Genomic DNA, 22,379 nt, shown 5'->3' on the forward strand with positions numbered 1-22,379 from the left:
GCTGACACTGGCGAAAAAAAAAGCGCCGCCCGGTTCACACCGGGCGGCGCTGTCGTTTGCTGCGTGCGGAATTAGCGGGTCACTTGCACCGTGGCGGTGGAGGTGTTGCCGGCCGCATCGGTGGCGCGGGTCTGCACGGTGTGGGTGCCGGCCGCTTCTTTCTTGGTGTTCCAGCTGTAGGCCAGGCTGCTGCCGGTGCCGGAGGCCTTCAGGCTGCCGTCGATGTACAGCGCCAGGCGGATGCCGGCGGCGCCGCTGTTGTCGCTGGCGTTCACGGTGACGGTGACGTTGCCGTTCACGCGGCCGTCGGTCGGGTTGGTGATCACGACCACGGGGGCAGTGGTATCCGGTGCCACAGGAGGCAAGGCGTTGGCGACGTTGACGGCCACGGTGCTGGAGTTGCCGCGGTTGCCGGCGGCGTCGTACGCCACGGCCACCAGGTTGTTCATGCCGTTGGCCACGCCGGTGCTGTCCCAGCTGAAGGCGTAGGGCGCGGCGTCGGTGGAAGCGACCACGGTGCCGTTCACTTGCAGGTCGACGCGGGCCACGCCCTTGTTGTCGCTGGCGCTGACGCTGACGGCGGTGGCGCCGCTGACGGTGCTGCTGCCCAGCGGCGCGGCGATGGCCACGCTAGGCGCCTGGGTGTCCGGCGCGGCCGGGGCAGCCAGCGCGGCCTGCATGGCGGCGGCGGCGTTGATGCGGCCGTAGCCGTACAGGTTGTCGCGGCCGGCGGTGCCGAGGTCCTTGGCGGTGCTGAACAGGATGCTTTCAACCTGGGCGCCGCTCAGGTCGGGACGGGCCGACATCAGCAGCGCTGCGGCGCCGGCGGCCACCGGGGCGGCAAACGAGGTGCCATTCCAGGTCTGGTACGCGCCGCCCTTGCTGGTCGTCCAGATGGCGGCGCCGGGCGCGGCCAGGCTGACGAAGTTGCCGTAGCTGGACCAGCTGGCCTTGGTGTCGCTGCCGTCGGTGGCCGATACCACGATCATGGTGGTGGTGGGCGCCAGGCCTTCATCCCGGCTGTTGTTGCCGGCCGAGACGAACACCAGGCCGCCCTTGTTCTTCATATACTGCGCTGCGCTCTGCACGGCGGCGCTGCCGGCGACACCGCCGTAGCTCACGTTGGCGATGCGGGCGCCGTTGTCGGCGGCATAGGTCAGGCCGCTGGCCACCGTGCTGAAATAGGCGTAGCAGCCGTTGACCGCGTCCAGGTAGGCGATACGCACCGGCATGATGCGGGCCTGGCCAGCCACGCCGGCCACGCCCACGCCGTTGTCGCTGCGGGCTGCGGCCGAGCCGGCCACTGCGGTGCCGTGGCCGCACACGTCGGAGGTGTCGGCATTGTTGCCGTAGATGTTGTAGCCGGCCACCAGGTTGCCTTGCAGGTCGGGGTGGCTGCCATCCACACCGGAGTCCAGGATGGCGATGGTGACGCCGGCGCCCTTTGCGCTATCCCAGGCGGCGGCGGCGCCGATGGTGCTGAGGTGCCATTCGCCGCCGGCGTAGGGATCGTTGACCGCGTAGCTGCTCTTGACGCGGCGGTCCAGTTCCACGAACTTGAACTCCGGGCGGTTTTTCAGCTGCGCCACGACCGCCGTTTCCGACGCGTTGGAAGGCAGGTCGACGATATGGGTGTTGCCCTGGCCGATCTTGCGGGCCTTGCCGCCGTGGGTCTTGAGCAGTTTTTCGAACTGGTCGGCGGTGACGCCGGCGCGAGGTTCAACCAGGATGCGGCCACGGGCATAATCTTGATCGTTATCGGCGGCAGCATGCGCTTGCGGCGCCAGGGCGGCGGCCATGCCGGCAAACGCCAGGGCGATGGCACGTGGCTGGAACACTGCGGAGATGGCGATAATCGATTTCATGGCTGGCTTCCTGTGATTGAATGATTTTCAAAGACAGGACTGCACAACCATGCGGAGGCACGGCCTCGGGACCCGGAGGGCGCGAGGGGACGGCGTACTACTCCACATTGCCTGGCAGTCCTGCCGTCATGGGGCTTGCGCCCTTTAGACCGATGACTTTGCGTCCCCCGCTTTCGCGGGGTTTGCCTTTTTCAGAGTTCGATACGGATATTAAACCAAAAGTTTATGTACGGCAATTGAATGTTTTGTGCGCCTACTTTCTAACTGATAGGCTCAGTTAATTAGAAAGTGACCATAATCATCACACTAATTTCCGTACGTAAACATTTATGGTATTTTTGTAAATAGACGGCTATTTATTTACCTGCACTGTCGCGGTCGAGGTATTCCCCGCCGCGTCGCGCGCCACGCTCTGCAATGTATGCGCACCGGCTGCAATCTTTCTGGTATTCCAGTTATAAGAAAGACTGCCGCCATTCCCGCTGCTCTTCAATTCGCCGTCGATATACAAAGACAGCCGGATACCGGCGGCGCCGCTATTATCAGAGGCGTTAATGGCAACATTAACGTTGCCGCTTACCTGGCCTGCCGTCGGATTGCTTATGACCACGACGGGACGCGTCGTATCCGCCGCCACCAGCGAAGTATTATTGGCCACGTTCACTTGCACCGTGCCGGACGCACCGGCGTTGCCTGCCGCGTCATAGGCGACAGCGGCCAGGCTGGCCATGCCGTTCGGCGCGCCGGCGCTGTTCCAGCTGAACGCATACGGCGCGCTGCTGTCGCTGGCGACAACCGTGCCGTTCACTTTCAGGTCCACCCTCGCCACGCCCACGTTGTCGGCGGCATTCACGCTGACCGCCACTGCCCCGCTGACGCTGGCGCCGCCGAGCGGTGCGGCGATACTGGCGGACGGCGCCTGGGTGTCGGCGGCCGCCACGCTGCTGGCCGCAGCCTGCACGGCGGCAGCGGCGTTGACCCGGCCGTAGCCGAACAGCGCGTCGCGGCCGGCCGCGCCCAGGTCCACCGCCGTGCTTTGCAGCAGGCTCTGCACCTTGGCGGGGTCCAGCGCAGGATTGGCCGCCATCATCAGCGCGGCCACGGATGCGGCCACCGGACTGGCGAACGAGGTCCCATTCCAGGCCTGGTAGCCGCCGCCCTTGGTGGTGGTCCAGATGCCGGAACCGGGCGCAGCCAGGGTGACGAAGCTGCCGTAGCTGGACCAGCTGGCCTTGGCGTCGTTGCCGTCCGTGGCCGAGACCACGATCATGCTGCTGGTGGGCGCGATGCTTTCGCTGATACCGTTGTTGCCAGCCGACACGAACACCAAGCCACCCTTGCTTTTCATATACTGCGCCGCGCTCTGCACGGCGGCGCTGCCGGATACGCCGCCATAGCTGACGTTGGCAATGCGGGCGCCGTGGTCCGCCGCGTACGTCAGGCCGCTGGCCACCGTGCTGTAGTAGGCGTAGCAGCCGTACGTCGGGTCCGGGTAAGCGATGCGCACGGGCATGATGCGGGCCTGCCCTGCCACGCCGGCCACGCCGGCGGCATTGCCGGTGCGAGCGGCCGCAGCGCCGGCCACGGCCGTGCCGTGGCCGCACACGTCCGAGGTATCGCTGTTCCCGCCATAGATATTGGTGCCGGCCACCAGGTTGGGCTGCAGGTCCGGGTGGCTGGCGTCCACGCCGGAATCGAGAATGGCAATGGTGATGCCGGCGCCCTGGGTTTTGTCCCAGGCGATGGCGGCGCCCATTTTGCCGAGATGCCACTCGCTGCCCGCATAGGGGTCATTGGCGGCGTAGGTGCTCTTGACGCGCCGGTCCAGTTCCACGAACTTGAACTCGGGACGGTGCTTGAGCTGCGCCAGCACCGCCGTGGCCGAGGCGGACGGCGGCAAGTCCACCACATGCAGGGTGCTCTGGCCCAGCTTGCGGTGCTTGCCTCCATGGGCTTTCAGCACCTGGGCAAGATCTTCATCGCTGACGCCGGCAACCGCTTCGACCAGCAGCCTGCCCGGTGCGTAGTCGTCGTCGCGGCCGGCGGAGGCATGTGCAGCCAGCGGCAGCAACGCGGCCAGGGCCAGCACGGGTTTGATGTTGAGTAAATTGAATGAATAATTAAATTGCATGAAATGGACCTGTTATAAATGGCTATGTAACAGGACTGTTTGCACGTCGCGACGCTTCACAGCCCTCTCTCCTTCGGGCTTGTCGCCGCACAAAGCTGAAAAGCGATATTGCTTACTTTCAACTTGGAAGTCGCATAGTAAATGAGTCCGACCAGCAAGACAATTGAATACCTTTGCGTGTCCTGGCATATCGATAGCCAAGATTAATTAGGCAGTGGATAATACGGAAACATAGATTATCTAAAGGCAATTACAATTGCCAGAGGAATTTATTCGTTTCAAGCCGTATATATTGCCTGAATGACTGTCGGTTTTCTTTACAGTTATTTCAAGTATCAAACTTTTAATTTTCGGTATTCCATATCAATTCAATAGCTTATACTTTCTGGCACAGTTAATGCATAACAATCCCCGGGTGATGTCATTTTTTACACAAAAGGGGAGGGTCATGAAAAAGTACCTAACACCGCTTGCACTGGCGATCGCTGTATCGCTGGACGCGGGCGCCGCGCCGATCATCTATTCGGCTAGCGGCACAACCGGTGGCGTGAATGTGAGCGCCACAGCCAGCTTCGATCTGGTCGGCAATAATCTGACCATCGTGCTGACCAACACTTCCGGCGCCAACGCGCTGGCCGACGTTCCAGGCAGTACCCTGACCGGCCTGTTCTGGAACTTTACCGGGTCGCCAACGCTGACCACCGTGTCCGCCATGCTGACCGCCGGTTCGCAGATCCTGGGTACTTGCTCGCAAGTGAACTGTGCCGGCGTCACCGATGTGAGCGGCGAATTCGGCTACAAGGCCGGTTCGGGGCCCACCGGCCAGAACCAGGGCATTGCCAGCTCGGGCTATATCGCCAACCCGGGTGGCAACGTCGGCAACTTCAACAATGGCGGCGCAGGCGTCAACCTGGACAATCCGGTGTCGCTGGACGGCATCAACTTCGGCATCGTTTCCAGTGCTGCAGGCTACAGTCCCAACGGCGGCCTGGAGGCGGTACCGGTGATCTCGAATTCCGTGACCTTCATGCTCACGGGGGTTAGCGGCCTGACCAATAGCGACATCAGCGGTGTGCTCTTCCAGTACGGCACCAATTTCAGTGAGTTCAGCATCCCTGGCGATGGTGGCGGAGGCGGCAACGGCGGAGGGGGCGGCGGCAACTCCGTGCCGGAGCCGGGCAGCCTGGCGTTGCTGGGTATCGGCCTGCTGGGCCTGGCGGCCAAGCGGCGCGGCCGCCGGCTTTGAGGCGCAAGCTCCGATGACTTGGGCCGCGTACCGGCCCAAGGCGCATCAAAAGGTGGGGATGGGGTTGGTGCCGCTGGCCAGCTTGTAGACCTTGCCGTCAAATATATAACGCGCACTGCCGGCAATGCGCCTGGTGGTGCGCACCGCTTTGTTGTCGTCACCGGACGCTTCGACGGCAGCCAGGCTGGCGGCCGTGGCCACGCGCTGCTCGCCCTCGAAATCCATGGCCACGTCGCCGTAGCGCGCACCGGCTGCCGCCGGCAGCACGCGCCAATGGGCCCGCACGTCCCAGCACTCCGCCACCCGGCCGCCGCAAGCGCCTTCGGTGTCGGCAAGCACTTGCGCCTCCGTCCCCATCAGTTCGCGCGGCTTGGGATCGCTGACGTCGAACAAGGACAGGAACATGGACGTATAACCCTGCCAGGTCCCGCCGCTCTCCGCTGCAAGTCCGACGCGGCCGGGGCCCAGCGCCACCCAGCTCAGCGTTCCCGGCTTGCCAAAGGAACCCAGCGCGGCAAAATTCTCGTTCCGGCGCAGCACGCGCCAGGCGCCGCCCTCCTGCTTCAGCACGAACATGCTGAGCAGGCCCGGCGTGGCATGCGCGGTCTGCGCGCTGCCCTCGTCGTCGCAGGCCTCGCCGTTAAACACCAGCACGGTTTCACCTCCCGGCAGCACCGTGGAGGCCACCCGCTCCAGCAGGTACAAGCCTTGCGCGCCGGGCTGGTCCGGATCGGCCAGCGAGGCCACCACCCCGCCCTCTTTGCCGGTGGCATAGTCGCCGAACAGGGCTTTGAGCAGCGGCGCGGCATCGGCCCCGGTGCCGGCGCTGGCCTGGTCGGGCGCGGAGGTGGACGCGGAAGCAGCGGCCGGCAATACCGGGCCGGCCGGCATGGCGGCGGCGGGCGCAGCAGCGGCGGGGGCCGCGGCAGCGCCCCCTGCCGGCGCTTGCTCCCGCGAACAGCCGGCCGCCAGCGCGCCCGCCGACAGCAGCACGCCCAGGCGCAGCCAGGCGCGGGACCCCACGTTCATTCTTCTCGACATGTCTTTTCCAAGCAAAAAGACAATAATATACTCTTGATAAGAATTCCGTAGGGCACGGTTGCATCTCAGTGGCCGCCGCCGCCCTCCGCGCGCACCGCTTGCACCTGCGCTTCGCTTACCCTGGCCGCGCCGCCCCAGCTGGCGCGCATATAGTTGGCCAGATCCGCCACTTCCTTGTCGGAGAGCTTGCCGGCAAAGCCGGGCATTTCCTGCATGCTCTCCTTCTCGCCGAAATGCTGGGCACGGATGCCGTCCAGGGTGACGGCGATCAGGTTATGCGCGTCGGCGCTGCGCACCGAAGTGTTGCCCTTCATCGCCACCGCCGCGTGCGGCTTGCCGCCGCCGTCCAGGCCGTGGCAGCCGGCGCACACAGCGACATAGGTGCGCCGGCCCGCATCGATATCGGCGCCGGTGGCGTTCACCACCTTCAGCGGCTGCGGTGCCAGCGGCTGGTCGCCCATCAGGTAAGTCGTCATGGCCTTCACGTCAGCCGGCGCCATGTACTGCGTGCTCAGGTGCACCACCTCGAACATCTCACCGGTGGCCGAGCCTTGCGAGGCCACGCCCGTGGTCAGCAGGGACGCCAGGTCCGGCTGCGTCCAGCCCATCGCCGACAGGCCGGCCGGCGTGATGTCGGGCGCGCCGATGCGCGCCATGCGGTTGCCTGCCAGGGGCCGCGACAGATCCATCTGGCCCAGCGCGCCGCGCGGCGTATGGCATTCCGCGCAGTGGCCCAGGGTGTTGGACAGGTAGCGCCCGCGCTGCCATTCGGCCGACTTGCCTGCCGATGCATCGCTCAACTCGTCTTTCAGGAACAGCATGTTCCAGAAGCGCACGCCGAAACGCATGTTGTAGGGGAACTTCAGGTCCGGCTCCCGGTTCGCCACCTTGGCAGGCCTGGCTTGCATGAAGTAGGCATACAGCGCGTCGCTGTCGGCGCGCGTCAGCGAGCGGTAGGAGGTGTAGGGCATGGCCGGATAGAGGTGCTTGTCGGGCGTGACGCCGTCGCGCAGCGCGGCATCGAACTCGTCCGCGCTCCAGCTGCCGATGCCGTGCTCCTTGTCCGGCGTGATGTTGGTGCCGTAAAAGGTGCCGAAGGGCGACTTCAGCTCCACGCCGCCGGCCCATGGCGCGCCGTCCGCCGTGGTGTGGCAGGCCGCGCAGTCGGCCAGCTTGGCCAGGTAGCGGCCGCGCTCCACCATCTCCTTGTTATTGGCGGCCGGCGCGGTGGCACCGCTGCCGCCCTTGCCGCAGCCGGCCAGCAGCGCCAGCGCCATGGCGGCCGATGCCAGCGAGGCCAATGATGCCACCGATGCCAGCGATGCCATTGCGGCCGCGCGGCTGCGCGCGTGTGCGTTCGCCATCATGCGCCCTCCTTCACCAGCCCCGGCGTGCCGAGCACCACTTCCTTTACCGCTTCGAAGTAGCGCACATAGCCGGTGCAGCGGCAAATATGGCCTTCCAGCGCGCTGCTGATGGTGCGCTCCACATCCGCCCTGGCCACCGGTTCGCGCTTCAGGCGCTCCAGCAGCACGGTGGCGCCGTTGACGAAACCGGGGGTGCAGTAACCGCACTGGAAGCTGAAATGCTCCAGGAACTTTTGCTGGATGGGCGACATGCCGACCAGCTCGCCCTTCTCGTTCTGCTGTCCGACGCCCTCCACCGTGCGCACCTTTTTGCCCTCGAAGTAGTGCGCACCGGTGATGCAGGAGCGCACTTCCTCGCTGCTGCCGTCCGGCTTGTCCAGGATCACCACGCAGGCGTGGCACACGCCCTGCCCGCAGCCCAGGCGCGAGCCGGTGAGGTTCAGGTATTCGTGCAGGAAATCGACCATCATGATGCCCTCGGGCACCGGCACCGGGCCGACGGTCTTGCCGTTCAAATGTAGCGTGATGGGTTTGGTTACGATGCTCATGCCAGCACCTCCTTGATACGTTGCGGGGTTACCGGCAGGCTGTTGAAGCGGTGGCCGATGGCGTGGGCGAGGCCGTTAACGATGGCGCCCACCACGGGAATCATCACCACCTCGGCGATGCCCTTGGGCGGGTCGGTTTCCGACACCGGCGGCAGCACTTCGGCGGTCTGGGTCCACACCGCCACGTCGGATGCGCGCGGCAGGTGGTAGCGGTTGAAGTTCCAGGTACCGTTGCCGGGACCGTCCTCGTACAGCGGCAGGTATTCATGCAGCGCGTGGCCGATGCCCATGGCCAGCCCGCCCTGCAGCTGGCCGGACACCAGCTGCGGCGACAGCATGTTGCCGCACTCCATGATGGAATGGTGGCCCAGCAGCTCCACCTTGCCGCTGCCTTCGTGCACAGCGAGCTCGACCAGGGTGCCGACGCAGCTGTAGTACGTGACCATGGCGCCATTGCGCTGGGTGGCCGGCATATAGGCCTTCCTGCGGTCCAGCACGCGGTAGCCGTTGGGCGTGCCGGCCTTGCCCTTGCCGTCGCCGTAGCGCAGCGACAGGCCGTCCACCGGCAGGCGCACCATGGCGCCGGCGCGGCTGCCGGTGCCATCGCCCGGGATATCCCAGTCCGCCTCGCTCCACTGCCAGCGGTTGAACACGTGCACCGCCGCGCCGGTCACCAGGCCCAGCGCGTGCGCCTTCCTGACGATGGCCTCGAACGGCAGCGCTTCCAGGCCGCCGGCCGACAGCTTGCCGTCCACCCAGCGCGCGTCCTCCACCCGCACCACCAGCGAGGCGGCCTGGCCGCCGGCCACGCCCTGGCTCCAGATGGCCATGGCGGCCGGCCACAGGCCGTGCATGAACACCACCCGCGCCGCCTCGCGCGTGCTGTGGGTGTAGTAATAGGCCGAGTTGGTGGCGCTCGCGGGCGAGCAATACGTGGGCGACCAGCGCGGGTTGGTGGCCAGCTTGTCCTGCTCGGCCTGGCTCATGATGTAAGGGTCGCCGGTGGCCACCACGGGCAGGTCGGCCCAGTCCGTGACCGCCGTCAGGATTTCGTCAGCCGGGCGGCACAGCCACTTGGCGCACGCCACCGCCTGCGAGGTGGACATGCCGGTGCCGATCTCGGTGCCGCTGTGCCACAGCCGGATCTTGCCATCGGCGTCGATCTCCACCCGCGCCAGCGAACTTTCCGCGCCGGTGCCGAAGTCCTTCTGCGTGCAGGCGAAGCCGACGCCGTAGCGCTTGCCGGGATGGGCGCTCTCGTACTCCGCCTTGCGCCGGGCGCGGCCGGTCCACATGGGATGGGCTTGCGCCTTGCGCAGCACCTCGTCCACGCGGATGGCGCCGGCCGGGATGGCGCCCTGCGAATTCTTCATGCCCGAGCGCAGCGCGTTACGCAGCCGGAATTCGATCGGGTCCAGCTTCAGCTGCTCGGCGAACTCGTCCACCATCATTTCGGTGGCCGCCATGCTCTGCAGGGTGCCGTAGCCACGCGCCGAGCCGGCATCCACCGCACGCGAAGCCAGGGCCACCGCCGCGAAGTCGTTCTTCGGGAAGTAGTAGATGGACTGCGCCGCCGTGGCTGCCACCATCACCACCGACGGCGAAAAATTGGCGCGGCCGCCGCCGTTGCCTTCGAAGGTGCCGGCAAAGGCCTGCAGCATGCCGGTCTTGCGGTCCACCGCCATGCGGTATTTCATGTCGAACGCGTGGCGCTTGATCGAGGTCTGGAACTGCTCGTAGCGGTCGTTGGCCAGCCGCACCGGCTTGCCGTTGCCGTACAGCGCGCACACCAGGCCGTAGAACGGGAAGTTGTAGTGGTCCTTGGAACCGTAGCCCACCGTGTAGCAAGGATGGACGAACAGCGCCTTAAGCGGGAAGTTCGCCGTTTTCATCATCTCCAGCGTGCTGTCGATGACTTCCTGCGGGCCCTGGCTGGCCACCACCATGTGCAGCTCCTGCCTGGCGGCGTCGTACCAGCAGTTGGCGTTGTCCGGCTCCAGCGCGGCGGTGTCCACCGACTGCGTCTGATAGGCGCGTTCCAGCACCAGCCAGTCCGGCGGCGGGCTGTCCAGCTCGGCCTTGATCTGGTTGGCGTGGTACATGCCCTGCTCGCCCAGCTTGCCGTGCTCGATGCCGTCCGGCCACACCGGCTGCTGCTTGCGCATCATGCTGGGGAACACCGGCGCCTGGCCCAGGCTGGAGAATTTGTCGTCGTCCTGCGAGCTGGCGCCGCCCACGCGCACGAAGCGGAAAGTGGCCCAGGGATCGCGCTCCATGGGCGGCACGGCGCCGCCGTAGCGCAGCACGGACTCCTGGAATTGCAGCTTGTCCTTGGCGAAGCGGTAGCGCGCGAAGTCGTCGTAGATCAGGATGGCCACCGCGTGGCCCAGGTAGGCTGCTTGCTTGCCTTCGGGCAGCAGCATGTCGCTGCCATAGAAGGCCGGGAAAGCCACGCCGTCGCGCGCCAGCTCGGCCGCCGTCACCACGCGGTCCGGCTTCAGGTCCTCGCCCAGCAGAGACAGGTCGATGCCGGTGTACAGGCGGTCGGTGCGGGTGGCGCGCAGGATGAAGGCATGCGATTGCTGCTGCGGCCAGTGCGGCATGTCCTGCGCGCGGATGTCGCGCGCGAACACTTTGGCGCCGGTGACCTTGGCCTTGCCGTCGATACGGACCCGTGCCTGGCCGCTTTTCGGATCCCAGGCGACGGGAGTGAGGATGTTGTGCTCGAACAGGGCGGCAAACGCCTTGCCCCCCAGCGGCGCGAGATACACCGAGACGCCCGCGACCATTCCCGCCTTCAGGAACGTGCGGCGCGAAAGTGCGACCTTCATGTTGAATACTCCCAATATTGGATAACGAGTTTCCGGGCCGGGGACGCCTGCTACGGGTCTGCCCCATCGTCCCGCCAGCATTTACGGCTGTCAAGAAACTCCGGCGCGCAGTGTCTCATCTGCGGTGTCCCATCAACAGCGTGCCGCGCCGCTACCGATTAATGACTTCTTTACGCCAATTCCATCGGGATTCGTGCTATACAGGTTGAATGCCAAAAGCATAAGATCGGATAAAATTTGACGATGTTTCCACAAGACACCACTCCGCTGCTGCTCCTGTTGCTAGCCGCCTCGATCGCCCTGGCCGGCACCGCCGCCGTCGCGCTGGCGCAATGGCGGCGTGCCAGCGCGCTGGCGCGCAGCGAGCGCCAGCTGCGCGAGATCCTGGCCAAGCTGCCGCTGGGCCTGTTCCTGAAAGACGCCGAGTCCCGTTTCGTGATGATGAACGCAGCCTGCGAACAAGCGTTCGGCCAGGATTACGCGACGCTGGCGGGCACCCATGGCGGCGAGCACTACCCGGCCGAGCAGCAGGCCGGCTTTCTGGCGGCCGACCGCGGCGCGTTCGCTTCCGGCCGCCTGTGGACCGACGAGGAATGGGTGTGGCACGCCGGCCTGCAGCAAGACCGCCGCCTGCAGACCTACAAGCAGCCGCTCTACGATGAGGATGGCAAGCCGTCCCTGCTGGTCGGCATGTGCATCGACGTGACCGAGCGCCGCGCCGCCGAGGAGGCGCTGGAATCGACGCTGCGCCAGCTGCGCGAACTGAGCGACCAGCAGGAAACTGCGCGCGAACACGAACGGCGGCGCCTGGCGCAATGCCTGCACGATGAACTGGGCCAGAGCCTGATGGCGCTGAAGCTGGACGCCACCTTGCTCAGCAGTTCGGCGCAGGCGCGCCATCCGCGCCTGCACGGCCACAGCTTGCGCGTGCTGGCCACGCTGGACGGCGCCATCGGCACGGTGCGCGCCCTGATCAACGACCTGCATCCCAGCACGCTGGAGCTGGGCTTGCCGGCCGCCACCGACTGGCTGCTCAAGCAGCAGGCGCGGCGCAGCGGCATGCAGTGCCGGCTGCACCTGATGCGCGACAGCGCCGGCGCAGCGCTGACGGCGCCGCAGACCTGGGCGGTGTTCCGCATGATCCAGGAGGCCCTGTTCTGCATCGAGGCCTATGCCCGCGCCAGCCGGCTGGACGTGTCGCTGGACCTGGACGGGGACGCGCTGCTGATCGTTATCAGCGACAACGGCCTGGGCATCGGCCTGCAGGCGGCGGGCGAGCGCCACGGCTCGCTGGCCATGCTGGCGCTGCGCGAGCGGGTGACTGCCTACGGCGGCCAGCTGAGCGAAGACAACCGCCCCGGGCGCGGCACCACCCTCACCATTTTGTTGCCCGACAATGAAAAACGGGAGGCCGCAGCCTCCCGTCCGGAATCCTCCGTGCGCGCCTGACGGCGCCCCACTGCTTAGTGCGTGGTCAGGAAGGTCTTCAGCTTGTCCGAGCGCGACGGCTGGCGCAGCTTGCTCATGGCCTTCGCTTCGATCTGGCGGATGCGCTCGCGCGTCACGTCGAACTGCTTGCCCACTTCTTCCAGCGTGTGGTCGTTCGACATTTCCACGCCGTAGCGCATGCGCAGCACCTTCGCTTCGCGCGGGGTCAGCGAGTCCAGCACTTCCTTGATCACGTTGCGCATCGAGGCGTGCAGCGCGGCGTCCAGCGGGGCCAGGGTGGTGTTGTCCTCGATGAAGTCGCCCAGCTGCGAATCGCCATCCTCGCCCATCGGCGTTTCCATGGAAATCGGCTCTTTCGCGATTTTCATGATCTCGCGCACCTTGTTCTCCGGCATTTCCATCTTGACCGCCAGGGTCGCCAGGTCCGGCTCGCTGCCGGTTTCCTGCATGATCTGGCGCGAAATGCGGTTCATCTTGTTGATGGTCTCGATCATGTGCACCGGCACGCGGATGGTGCGCGCCATGTCGGCGATGGAACGCGTGATGGCCTGGCGGATCCACCAGGTGGCATAGGTCGAGAACTTGTAGCCGCGGCGGTATTCGAACTTGTCCACCGCCTTCAGCAGGCCGATATTGCCTTCCTGGATCAGGTCCAGGAACTGCAGACCGCGGTTGATGTACTTCTTCGCGATCGAGATCACCAGGCGCAGGTTGGCCACCGTCATTTCGCGCTTGGCGGTGCGGGCGCGCTTCTCGCCGGCCGCCATCTGCTTGTTGATCTTGCGCAGGTCGGCCAGCGGCAGCGCCACGCGCGCCTGCAGGTCGATCATCTTCGATTGCAGTTCCTTCACGGCCGGCACGTTACGGCCCAGCACGGCGCTGTAGGGATAGGCCGAATCGACTTCGCCATCCACCCAGTCCAGGTCCGTCTCGTTGCCCGGGAACACCTTGATGAAGTGCGCGCGCGGCATGCCGCAGCGGTTCACGCACAGTTCCAGCACGGCGCGCTCGATGGAACGCACCTGCTCCATCTGGCCGCGCAGGGTGTCGCACAGCTTTTCGACCACCTTGGCGGTGAAGCGGATGCCCAGCAGCTCGGACGAAATGGCTTCCTGCGCCTTGGTGTAGGCCGGCGAACCGTAGCCGCCGGCAGCCTTGCGCATTTTCTCGAACTGCACTTCGATCACTTCGAATTTTTCCAGCGCGCCCTTTTTCAGCTGTACCAGCTGCTCGGTGGAGAAACCGGCCGCGCCGCCATTGGCGTCGCCGTCTTCTTCCTCGACTTCTTCTTCCTCTTCCTCGTCCTCGTCCGAGGCGGCGGCGTGGGACACGGCAGGCGCCGGGGCCGGCGCGTTGCTCGCTTCGTTCAGGTCGACGAAACCGTCCACCACTTCATCGACCTTGACTTCGTCGTTCTCGATCTTCTTGGCCAGCGCGATGATTTCGGCGATGGTGGTCGGGCAGGCGGAAATGGCCTGGATCATGTCCTTCAGGCCGCCTTCGATGCGCTTGGCGATCTCGATCTCGCCTTCGCGCGTCAGCAGCGCCACGGCGCCCATTTCACGCATATACATGCGCACCGGGTCGGTGGTGCGGCCGAAGTCGGAGTCCACGGTCGACAGCGCGGTGGCGGCAGCCGCTTCCACTTCGTCGTCGCTGGTCACGGCGGCCACGTTGTCGGTCAGCAGCAGGCTTTCCGCGTCGGGGGCGCGCTCGTAGACCGCGATGCCCATGTCGTTGAAGGTCGCGATGATGCCTTCGATCGCTTCCGGATCGATGATGTTTTCCGGCAGCTGGTCGTTGATCTCGGCGTAGGTCAGGAAGCCGCGGTCCTTGCCCATGTTGATCAGGTTCTTGATCTGCAGGCGGCGGCGTTCCAGGTCCTCGGCGGTCACGCCTTCGGTGCTCAGCGCGTCCAGGCCCTTGGCCTTGCGCTCGCGCGCCTTGGACACGGCCTTCAGTTCGGCGCGCTCAACCGCGTTCAGCGCTGCCACTTCATCGTTTTCCGGCGTGAATTCGCTCGGCTTGCGGCCGCGGCGGCCCGGCACTTTCACGCCCGGCAGCAGATAGCCCGAGGTGTCGATGGTGGCCAGGGTGGCGGCGTCGGTGACCTGGCTCACGGCCGGCGCGGTGCCGGGGGCCACGACCACGACAGGAGCAGGCTCGGCCTTGGCCTTGGCGGCGCGGGTCTTGACCACCACCGGCTTCGGGCCGGCCGGCGCGGCCAGGGAAACGGCGGCCGAGGCGGCGCCGGACTTGCGCGCCACCTTGACGGTGGCGGTCTTCTCTTCTGCGGCCACGTCGGCCACGGCATCGGCCTCGGCGGCGGCCGGCATGGCCAGTTCGGCCACGTCGCTGGCAGCGTTATCGGCGGCGGCCACGGCGGCCAGGCGCGAGCGAGTCTTTTTTACAACGGTAACTTTGCCGGCAGCCTCTTGCGCATTGTCGATGACATAAGATAAAGTGGTCTTAGGTACAGCCAGTTCCGCCGTTTTAGCGCGGGGGGCTTTGGTGGACAGCGTGAGGGTTTTCGGCGTTTTCGTCATTACAAATATCTCTCAATGGCAGACCCAAGGGCCGGCGGCGCGTAGTGAAAACAATGCCACCCGGGCCGGCAAGGGTCCGATGGCGCTTAGATGTGCTGGAATGAAAAAAGCCCGTTTGGACGGGCTGGCAGCTACGTATCAGTGCAGAGTGGGAAAGGCAAGCAAACTTCCTGTTTCAAACTGACGGTCACGGTGCTTCATTTGGTGCGTCGGCAATTATAGCGCGTTTCGGGCCGGCGCGCACGCTCAAAATTGTGGTTAAAATAACATTTTAGCCGATCTGGCAATGCACTCCCCTCCCCAGCGTGATATGCTGGCGGCTCTTTGCTTAACCTGTGATGTCGATGAACACTAGCCTTACCCCCGAGCCAGCGCCTGTTGTTGCCAATCCAGCAACCCCACAGGCGGCCACTCCCGAGTCCGCCGCGCCGGCGCTGACCGCGCGCACCCTGCTGAAACAGCTGCAGCAGCAGTTTCCCCCCTTCCGCGATTGTCTGCCGCTGTCGATCGGCATCGACAAACAGATCCTGGCGCAGGTGCCGGGCATCGACAAGAAACTCATGCGCACCGCGCTGGGCATCCACACCGGTTCGCAGCGCTACCTGCGCGTGATGGAAAAAGCCACCGTGCGCTACGATCTGGACGGCACCGCCGGCGCCGAAGTGACCGATGTGCACCGCAAGCACGCCAAGGAAGTCCTGAAGGAGCGCCTGAAGAAGGAAGCCGACCGCAAGAAGGCCGAGCGCGAAGCGGCTGCCGCCGAGGAAGCGGCCCGCGTGCGCCAGGACAAGCTGGCCCAGCTGACGGCCAAGTTCTCCAAAAAAGGCTGATGAGCGACACCGCCGCGGCCCCCACGGCGGTCTCGGCCGAGTCCGTCCCCGAGCTGCCGCCTTATATCGGCATTACGCTGGCCGAAGTGCGGCTGGTGAAAACCGCCGCCGACGTGGAAGAAGCGCAGGCGGCGCTGCTGGCGGCGGACGTGGTCGGTTTCGATACCGAGTCCAAACCGACCTTCCAGAAGGGCCAGAATTCCGACGGCCCGCACCTGATCCAGCTGGCCACCGACCGCCTGGCCTATCTGTTCCAGATCGGCAACGGACCTTCGCCTGCGCTGCCGGCACTGAAGGCGGTGCTGGAATCGGAACTGACGATGAAGGTGGGCTTCGGCCTCTCCGACGACGTGCGGCGCCTGCGCGCCAAGCTCGGCATCGAGCCGGCGCGGGTGGTGGACTTGTCGGTGGCCCTGCGCGGCGGGCAGCGCAACGACCTGGGCGCGAAAAGTGCGGTGGCCAAGTTCTTTGGCCAGAAGCTGCAGAAATCCAAGAAAATCTCCACCACCAACTGGGCCAGCGCGCGCCTGAGCGAGCGCCAGATCCTGTATGCGGCCGACGACGCCCAGGTGGCGCTGCGCGTGTACCGGCACTGGATTGCCGCCGGCAACGCGCTGCCGCCGCAGCGTGCCGCCAAGGCGCGCCGCACGCCACGGCCTCGGCCGCCTGCGCAGGAAGCCTGAGCCGCCGGCGCGCCGCCACGGCGGATTACGCTGCGCTAATCCGCCCTACGATGGTGGCGGGTGGTGATCATGTAGGGCGGGTTAGCGGGGCGCGCAGCGCGCCGCGTAACCCGCCGGCGCGCCGCCACCGGCCATTTCCCCTATCATCTGCCCCAGCGTGGCAATCGCCGCTTCGTGCTCGGCCGTCCACGGGTGCCCGTAATTCAGCCGAAGGTAATTGCGGAATTCGCGCTTGGCCGAGAACATCGGCCCGGGCGCAATGCTGATGCCGCGCTCCAGCGCGGCGGCGTGCAGCGCCAGCGCGTCCACGCCGTCCGGCAGCGCCACCCAAAGGAAATACCCGCCCTGCGGATGCGTCACGCGCGTGCCGGCCGGGAAGTGCTCGCCGAGCGCGGCCAGCATCTGCGCCTGCTGGGCCTTCAAGGCGGCGCGCAGCTGCCGCAGATGGCGGTCATAGCCGCCCTGCGCCAGGTATCCGGCCAGCGCCAGCTGCGACGGCATGGCGGCCGCCAGGCTGGTGCTCAGCTTGAGCCGCTCCACCGCCTGTGCGTAACGCCCCGGTGCCGCCCAGCCGACGCGGAAGCCCGGCGCCAGGCACTTGGAAAAGGAACTGCAGTGCAGCACCAACCCCTGCGCAGCGGGCGCGTCGTAGCGCTTGGCCAGCGCCGGCCGGCGCGCGCCGAAATACAGCTCGCCGTAGACGTCGTCCTCGATCAGCGGCACGCCGCGCGCGGCCAGCAGCGCCACCAGCGCCTGCTTTTTCTCCTCGGGCATCAGGCTGCCCAGCGGGTTCTGGAAGCTGGTCATGAGCCAGCAGGCGGCGGGACGGTGCCGGTCGAGCGCCTCGGCCAGCGCGCCCAGCTCCATCCCTTCGCGCGGATGCGTGGCCACTTCCACCGCCTTCAGTTGCAGCCGCTCCAGCGCCTGCAGGGCGGCGTAAAAGCTGGGCGACTCGACCAGGACCGTGTCCCCGGGCCGCGCCACCGCCTGCAGGCACAGGTTCAGCGCTTCCAGCGCGCCGTTGGTGACCACGATGTCCTGCGCCGCCACCGCCGCCCCGTCCAGCTGGTAACGCAGCGCGATCTGGCGCCGCAGTTCGCCGTTGCCCGCCCCCAGGTCCGCCACCGTGCTCCACGGGTCCAGCCGCCGCATGCTGGCGGCCAGTGCGCGCGCCAGCTTCGGCAAGGGGAACAGCTCCGGGCTGGGGAAGGCGGAGCCGAACGGCACCGCCCGGCGCGCACGCGCCGCTTCCAGCACGCCGAACACCAGTCCGCTCACCTCCACGCTGCGCGGCGCCCCGTCCGGGCGCGACGGTTCGGGATCGGGCTGCGGGGTGGACAGCGCCGCCGGCAAGCTGGCCGGCGCCGCCGGCGGCCTTGCCTGCGCCACGTAGTAGCCCGAACGCGGCCGCGACTCGATCACGCCGCGCGCCTCCAGCAGATAGTAGGCCTGGAACACGGTGCCGGGGCTGGCGCCGCGCCGCGCGTGCTGCTGGCGCACGGACGGCAGCCGTTCGCCCGGCAGCAGCATCCGCCGCGCCACCATGTCTTCGATTTCCTGCGCCAGCGCTTCGTACAGTTTCAAACTGATCCTTGGTTTTTGTTGCGCATCTGAGCCTGTCCATTTTGGCAACGCAGGCGTATCCTGTTTCCTGATTCCCATCCAACAGCTATTCTAAACGGGAGCCCCATGCTTACGAACCTGTCTCGACTCTGTACGGCAGCGCTGCTGGCCTGCGGCCTGGCCAGCGCGCCGTGCGCCGGGGCCGCGCCCGCCGCGCTGAAGGCCCTGCCCGACACGCTGGAGCAGCGTGTGGCCGCGTGCACCGCCTGCCACGCCGCCAACCAGCGCGGCGACGCCTACTTCCCGCGTATCGCCGGCAAGCCGGCCGGCTACTTGTACAACCAGCTGCTCAACTTCCGGGAAGGCCGCCGCAAGTATCCGATGATGACCTATATGGTGGACCACCTGCCGGACGCCTACCTGCGCGAGATCGCGCAGTACTTCTCCGAGCAGCACCCGTCCTACCCCGCGCCGGCCCCGAACGCAGCCACCCCGGCCATGCTGGAACGCGGCCGGGTGCTGGTGCACGAGGGCGACGCGGCGAAGAAAGTGCCGGCCTGCGTGGCCTGCCACGGCGCCCAGCTGACCGGCGTGGCGCCCGCCATCCCCGGCCTGATCGGGCTGCCGCGCGACTACGTCAATGCCCAATTCGGGGCCTGGCGCAACAAGGTGCGGCGCGCCCACGCGCCCGACTGCATGGCTGAGATCACGGCCCGCCTGTCGGACGCCGACGTGGCCGCCGTGTCCGGCTGGCTGGCCTCGCAGCCGGCCGACGCGGCAGCGCGCCCGGCCGCGTCCATCGCCATGCCGCTGCCCCTGCAATGCGGCAGCGCCCAAGGCACCGCCGCAGCGGAGGCCCAACCATGAAAAAGATGCCCATCATCGCGATTGCCGGCCTGCTGCTGGCGGCCGGCGCCGGCTTCATGCTGTATCCGGCCGACGATCCCCTGCCTCCCCTGGGCAAAACGGCCGCCCTGCCGCAAGCCGAACGGGTTGCGCTGGGCGCCTACCTGGCCAAGGCGGGCGACTGCATGGCCTGCCACACGCCGCGCGGCGGCGCACCGTACGCGGGCGGCCGCGCGCTGCAGACGCCATTCGGCAACGTGGTCTCGCCCAATATCACTCCGGACCGCGAAACCGGCATCGGCCAGTGGAATGCGGACGATTTCTGGCGCGCCCTGCACAACGGCAAATCGCGCGGCGGGCGCATGCTGTATCCGGCTTTCCCTTACACCAATTACACCCACCTCACGCGCGACGATTCGGACGCGCTGTTCGCCTACTTCCAGAGCCTGCCGCCGGTGAAGCAGGCCAACCAGCCGCACCAGCTGCGCTTCCCCTACAACCAGCAGCTCGGCCTGGCGTTCTGGCGCGCGCTGTATTTCCGTCCCGCCGCCTACCGCGGCGACAGCGCGCAAAGCGCCGACTGGAACCGGGGGGCCTACCTGGTGCAGGGGCTGGGCCATTGCAGCGCCTGCCATAGCACGCGCAACGTGCTGGGCGCCTCCCGCGACGGCCTGTCGGGCGGCCTGATTCCCGTGCTGGGCTGGTATGCGCCATCGCTCACGTCCGACCGCGAGGCGGGCCTGGGCGACTGGTCGCAGCAGGAGGTGGAGCAATTGCTGAAAACAGGCGTATCGCAGCGCGCCACCGTGTTCGGGCCGATGGCCGAAGTGGTGCGCGAGAGCCTGCAGCATTTGAACGATGCGGACGTGAAGGCGATGGCGGTGTATCTGAAGACCCTGCCGCGCAAGGAGGCCGCCGAACCGTACGAACGCAGCAAGGCAGCCGAGGCGCGCGCCCAGCTGGAAAACGGCGCGAGGCTCTACACCGCGCACTGCGTGGAATGCCACGGCGTGAGTGGCAAGGGTTTGCCGCCGCACTATCCGCCGCTGGCGGGCAACCGCGCGCTGCTGATGGACGAGGCCGTTAATCCGATCCGCATTGTGCTGAACGGCGGCTTCGCGCCCGGCACGGCGGGCAACCCGCGCCCCTACGGCATGCCGCCGTTCAGCCACAAGCTCAATGACAACGAAGTGGCGGCGGTGGTGTCCTACTTGCGCAGCGACTGGGGCAACAACGCGCCGCCGGTCAGTGGCAATGATGTGAACCGCTACCGCACCGTGCCGCTCGATTAGCCGACAATGGCGGGTTACGGCCTGCGGCCTAACCCGCCCTACGCACTGCCGGGATCGTAGGGCGGGTTAGGCGCAGCCGTAACCCGCCATTGCCGCGAACCYRTCCCACCGTAGGGCGGGTTAGGCGCAGCCGTAACCCGCCATTGCCGCGAACCTATCCCACCGTAGGGCGGGTTAGGCGCAGCCGTAACCCGCCATTACGCGGCAAAGCCCAAGCGGTCGGTGGTGGCATTGCGCGCGTCTTCGACGGCGATCTTGCCCTCGGCCAGCAGCACGCGCAATGCGGCGTTCATGGTGTGGCAACCGTCGCCGCCCTTGGTTTCCATCCAGTCGCGGATGGCGGCGATATTGCCGTTCTCGATCAGGCGCGCCACGTCCGGGTTCATGGTCAGGCACTCGGTGGCCAGGTGGTAGCGGTTGCCCTCCACCGACGGCAGCAGCGCCTGGCACAGCACGCCGCGCAGCGCGTGCGCCAGCGCCTGCTGCTGCGGCTCGCTGTTGCCCAGCATGCGCAGCATCTTCTGCAGCCCCAGTTCGGTGGAGCGCGCGTGCAGCGTGGCCAGCACCAGCGGTCCGGATTCCGCCAGCGCCAGCGCTTCCTGCGCCGTCTGCGCGTCGCGGATTTCACCGATCACGATTACGTCCGGCCGCTCGCGCAGCGCGTCCAGCGCGCCCAGGTAGAAGCTTTCCACGTCGCCGTCGAAACCCACCTCGCGCTGGGTGACGATGCAGCGGCGCTGCGGGATCAGCGTTTCCACCGGGTCTTCAATGGTGATGATGTGGCCGGAGCGGGTCTTGTTGATCTCGTCCAGCATGGAGGCGATGGTGGTGGACTTGCCCTGGCAGGTGTCGCCGATGATGAGCACCAGCCCGCTGGTCAGCTGCGAAAACTTCTGCTCATCGGCGCGCAAGCCCAGCTGCGCCAGCGCATGCGGCTCCTTGGGGAAGCGGCGGATCACGCAGCCCAGCCGCTTCTTGCCCTGGAAGGTAAAGCAGTTGGCGCGGATGCGCGCCGTATGCAGGTCGATGGAACGGTCGAAGGCGCGGTCCTGGATGCGTTCGCGCCAGTTCGGCTCCACCACTTCGAAGAACTCTTCCAGCTCCTCGCGCGTGATGGGCGAATCCGTCACCGCCACTAGGCCTTTCGGCTGGCGCAACAGCAGCGGGCTGTTCTGGTGGATCAGGATGTCGCTGAAACTCAGCCTGGAATTGAGCAGATGCAGGATCTGCTCGACCAGGGTGCCGAAGACGGGATGGTCTTCGTTTTCTTCATAGCTGAGGGTGCGGATCTGCGAAGACTGGTGATGTTCCATCGTACTCTACTCTCCGGGTGAAAAATGTCGCCTGGAAAGATTATACGGGACGCTTGGGGAATTCAAAGCCTGTTTTGAGGTCCATGTAGACCTTTACGCCACCCTGGTTGACAACCGACTTGGGCGGTGGTGGGACGCCCGCCAGCTCGCGCGTAAACACCGGCAGGCCCTCGCCCTTGCGCAGTTCCTCGTCGGCGCGCTGGAAGACGTTGGGGCAGCCGGTCTCGGCCAGCAGGGCCTGCACGATGGGCACTTTCCAGGCGTCCGCCGCGCCGGACTGGAAGCTGCACAGCAGGAAACCGGCGGGGCCGCCGTAATAGTCCACCACCAGGCCGGGCAGGCCGTCTTCCTCGGCGTTAATCAGCTGCATCAGGTCCTGCGGGCCCAGCTTGGCCACGGCGGCAGCGCGCTTGGCAATGGCAGCCTTGACGCGCCGTTTCATCATGGCGTGGTCCACCGGCTCGTCTTCGCGGAAGGTCCAGACGCGGGCGCGGATTTGCACCGCGTGCGCATTGTAGGCGGCGCGCGCCAGGAACTTGCGGGACGAGGACTGCACGGTGGCGGTGGCGCCGGCCTTGGATTTTTCCTGCGGCCGGCCTTCGACGCGCTCGATGGCGGTCGGGTAAATCCAGGGGTCGCCGGCCAGCAAGCTCTTTTCCTTGCCCTGTTTGATGGTGATGATCAGCATGTATTTCCAATGTAGTTACAGCCAGCATGATACCGCATGGCGCACCGCCCCCTGCGGATTGCATTCTATTCCGCCGTCTGCGCAGTCTGTCGCATGGGGCGGGCGGCGGCGCGGACGTTTCCGTACTATCCCCTCATCAG

The 22,379-nt window shown here is 66.5% G+C and carries 16 protein-coding genes and 1 riboswitch; of the genes, 6 read left to right on the plus strand and 10 right to left on the minus strand.

Translation table 11 applies throughout. The features are described 5' to 3' along the window. Positions 1 to 71: 71 nt before the first annotated feature. The gene (locus ASC94_RS30085; RefSeq protein WP_056404957.1) at positions 72 to 1,865 is read right to left on the minus strand and encodes a S8 family serine peptidase; all 1,794 of its coding nucleotides are present in this window, start codon (positions 1,863 to 1,865) and stop codon (positions 72 to 74) included. Between the two features lie 110 nt (positions 1,866 to 1,975). Continuing rightward, a riboswitch (cyclic di-GMP riboswitch) is annotated at positions 1,976 to 2,062 on the minus strand. A 155-nt stretch (positions 2,063 to 2,217) separates the two neighbouring features. Further along, positions 2,218 to 3,996 (minus strand): S8 family serine peptidase, encoded by a 1,779-nt coding sequence (locus ASC94_RS30090; RefSeq protein WP_056404960.1) that lies wholly within the window; start codon positions 3,994 to 3,996, stop codon positions 2,218 to 2,220. A gap of 448 nt (positions 3,997 to 4,444) precedes the next feature. On the opposite strand from ASC94_RS30090, the gene ASC94_RS30095 reads away from it, so the two are divergent. Beyond that, a complete protein-coding gene (locus ASC94_RS30095) occupies positions 4,445 to 5,242 on the plus strand; it encodes an XDD4 family exosortase-dependent surface protein (RefSeq protein WP_056404962.1) in 798 nt (265 codons plus the stop codon). Between the two features lie 45 nt (positions 5,243 to 5,287). On the opposite strand, the gene ASC94_RS33360 is transcribed toward ASC94_RS30095, so the two are convergent. The 4 genes from ASC94_RS33360 to ASC94_RS30115 form a co-directional block, all read right to left on the minus strand. After that, on the minus strand, positions 5,288 to 6,283 hold the full coding sequence (locus tag ASC94_RS33360; protein ID WP_200955856.1) for a hypothetical protein: 996 nt from the start codon (positions 6,281 to 6,283) through the stop codon (positions 5,288 to 5,290). Positions 6,284 to 6,348: 65 nt separating this feature from the next. Beyond that, entirely contained in the window at positions 6,349 to 7,611 is a 1,263-nt protein-coding gene (locus tag ASC94_RS30105) for a cytochrome c (RefSeq protein ID WP_082616968.1), read from the minus strand. Between the two features lie 35 nt (positions 7,612 to 7,646). Beyond that, entirely contained in the window at positions 7,647 to 8,198 is a 552-nt protein-coding gene (locus ASC94_RS30110) for a (2Fe-2S)-binding protein (RefSeq protein WP_056404966.1), read from the minus strand. Next, a complete protein-coding gene (locus ASC94_RS30115) occupies positions 8,195 to 11,029 on the minus strand; it encodes a xanthine dehydrogenase family protein molybdopterin-binding subunit (protein WP_056404968.1) in 2,835 nt (944 codons plus the stop codon). Before ASC94_RS30115 ends, ASC94_RS30110 begins: the two co-directional genes overlap by 4 nt. A 243-nt stretch (positions 11,030 to 11,272) precedes the next feature. Here ASC94_RS30115 and ASC94_RS30120 point away from each other — a divergent pair, with 243 nt between their 5' ends. Beyond that, complete coding sequence (locus tag ASC94_RS30120; protein WP_056404970.1) at positions 11,273 to 12,478, plus strand: PAS domain-containing protein; 1,206 nt, start codon at positions 11,273 to 11,275, stop codon at positions 12,476 to 12,478. Between the two features lie 14 nt (positions 12,479 to 12,492). Here ASC94_RS30120 and rpoD read toward each other — a convergent pair whose 3' ends face one another. Next, complete coding sequence (gene rpoD / locus ASC94_RS30125) at positions 12,493 to 15,024, minus strand: RNA polymerase sigma factor RpoD (protein ID WP_056404972.1); 2,532 nt, start codon at positions 15,022 to 15,024, stop codon at positions 12,493 to 12,495. 344 nt (positions 15,025 to 15,368) lie between these two features. Here rpoD and ASC94_RS30130 point away from each other — a divergent pair, with 344 nt between their 5' ends. Beyond that, the gene (locus tag ASC94_RS30130; RefSeq protein ID WP_056405442.1) at positions 15,369 to 15,854 is read left to right on the plus strand and encodes a ProQ/FINO family protein; all 486 of its coding nucleotides are present in this window, start codon (positions 15,369 to 15,371) and stop codon (positions 15,852 to 15,854) included. Further along, positions 15,854 to 16,537 carry a 3'-5' exonuclease gene (locus ASC94_RS30135; RefSeq protein ID WP_056404974.1) on the plus strand — a complete coding sequence of 228 codons (684 nt, stop codon included), beginning with the start codon at positions 15,854 to 15,856 and terminating at the stop codon, positions 16,535 to 16,537. Before ASC94_RS30130 ends, ASC94_RS30135 begins: the two co-directional genes overlap by 1 nt. An 81-nt stretch (positions 16,538 to 16,618) precedes the next feature. Here ASC94_RS30135 and ASC94_RS30140 read toward each other — a convergent pair whose 3' ends face one another. Continuing rightward, complete coding sequence (locus ASC94_RS30140; protein WP_056404976.1) at positions 16,619 to 18,121, minus strand: PLP-dependent aminotransferase family protein; 1,503 nt, start codon at positions 18,119 to 18,121, stop codon at positions 16,619 to 16,621. A gap of 105 nt (positions 18,122 to 18,226) precedes the next feature. Between ASC94_RS30140 and ASC94_RS30145 the strand changes: the two genes are divergently transcribed. Both ASC94_RS30145 and ASC94_RS30150 read left to right on the plus strand, forming a co-directional pair. Further along, entirely contained in the window at positions 18,227 to 18,967 is a 741-nt protein-coding gene (locus ASC94_RS30145; protein ID WP_056404978.1) for a c-type cytochrome, read from the plus strand. Beyond that, positions 18,964 to 20,238 (plus strand): cytochrome c, encoded by a 1,275-nt coding sequence (locus ASC94_RS30150; RefSeq protein WP_056404980.1) that lies wholly within the window; start codon positions 18,964 to 18,966, stop codon positions 20,236 to 20,238. Before ASC94_RS30145 ends, ASC94_RS30150 begins: the two co-directional genes overlap by 4 nt. Before the next feature lie 197 nt (positions 20,239 to 20,435). Here ASC94_RS30150 and ASC94_RS30155 read toward each other — a convergent pair whose 3' ends face one another. After that, complete coding sequence (locus tag ASC94_RS30155) at positions 20,436 to 21,551, minus strand: type IV pilus twitching motility protein PilT (protein WP_056404982.1); 1,116 nt, start codon at positions 21,549 to 21,551, stop codon at positions 20,436 to 20,438. 40 nt (positions 21,552 to 21,591) lie between these two features. Continuing rightward, positions 21,592 to 22,239, minus strand: coding sequence for a hypothetical protein (locus ASC94_RS30160; RefSeq protein ID WP_056404984.1), 648 nt, complete (start codon positions 22,237 to 22,239; stop codon positions 21,592 to 21,594). Between the last annotated feature and the right edge of the window lie 140 nt (positions 22,240 to 22,379).

Origin of the sequence: Massilia sp. Root418, assembly GCF_001425265.1 — a bacterium.
GTDB lineage: Bacteria > Pseudomonadota > Gammaproteobacteria > Burkholderiales > Burkholderiaceae_D > Rugamonas.

Excerpts from the sequence above, each read along its gene's own strand:
- ASC94_RS30085 (WP_056404957.1), bottom strand. The coding sequence starts at position 1,865 with ATGAAATCGATTATCGCCATCTCCGCAGTGTTCCAGCCACGTGCCATC.
- ASC94_RS30090 (WP_056404960.1), bottom strand. The coding sequence starts at position 3,996 with ATGCAATTTAATTATTCATTCAATTTACTCAACATCAAACCCGTGCTG.
- ASC94_RS30095 (WP_056404962.1), top strand. The coding sequence starts at position 4,445 with ATGAAAAAGTACCTAACACCGCTTGCACTGGCGATCGCTGTATCGCTG.
- ASC94_RS33360 (WP_200955856.1), bottom strand. The coding sequence starts at position 6,283 with ATGTCGAGAAGAATGAACGTGGGGTCCCGCGCCTGGCTGCGCCTGGGC.
- ASC94_RS30105 (WP_082616968.1), bottom strand. The coding sequence starts at position 7,611 with ATGGCATCGCTGGCATCGGTGGCATCATTGGCCTCGCTGGCATCGGCC.
- ASC94_RS30110 (WP_056404966.1), bottom strand. The coding sequence starts at position 8,198 with ATGAGCATCGTAACCAAACCCATCACGCTACATTTGAACGGCAAGACC.
- ASC94_RS30115 (WP_056404968.1), bottom strand. The coding sequence starts at position 11,029 with ATGAAGGTCGCACTTTCGCGCCGCACGTTCCTGAAGGCGGGAATGGTC.
- ASC94_RS30120 (WP_056404970.1), top strand. The coding sequence starts at position 11,273 with ATGTTTCCACAAGACACCACTCCGCTGCTGCTCCTGTTGCTAGCCGCC.
- rpoD (WP_056404972.1), bottom strand. The coding sequence starts at position 15,024 with ATGACGAAAACGCCGAAAACCCTCACGCTGTCCACCAAAGCCCCCCGC.
- ASC94_RS30130 (WP_056405442.1), top strand. The coding sequence starts at position 15,369 with ATGAACACTAGCCTTACCCCCGAGCCAGCGCCTGTTGTTGCCAATCCA.
- ASC94_RS30135 (WP_056404974.1), top strand. The coding sequence starts at position 15,854 with ATGAGCGACACCGCCGCGGCCCCCACGGCGGTCTCGGCCGAGTCCGTC.
- ASC94_RS30145 (WP_056404978.1), top strand. The coding sequence starts at position 18,227 with ATGCTTACGAACCTGTCTCGACTCTGTACGGCAGCGCTGCTGGCCTGC.
- ASC94_RS30150 (WP_056404980.1), top strand. The coding sequence starts at position 18,964 with ATGAAAAAGATGCCCATCATCGCGATTGCCGGCCTGCTGCTGGCGGCC.
- ASC94_RS30155 (WP_056404982.1), bottom strand. The coding sequence starts at position 21,551 with ATGGAACATCACCAGTCTTCGCAGATCCGCACCCTCAGCTATGAAGAA.
- ASC94_RS30160 (WP_056404984.1), bottom strand. The coding sequence starts at position 22,239 with ATGCTGATCATCACCATCAAACAGGGCAAGGAAAAGAGCTTGCTGGCC.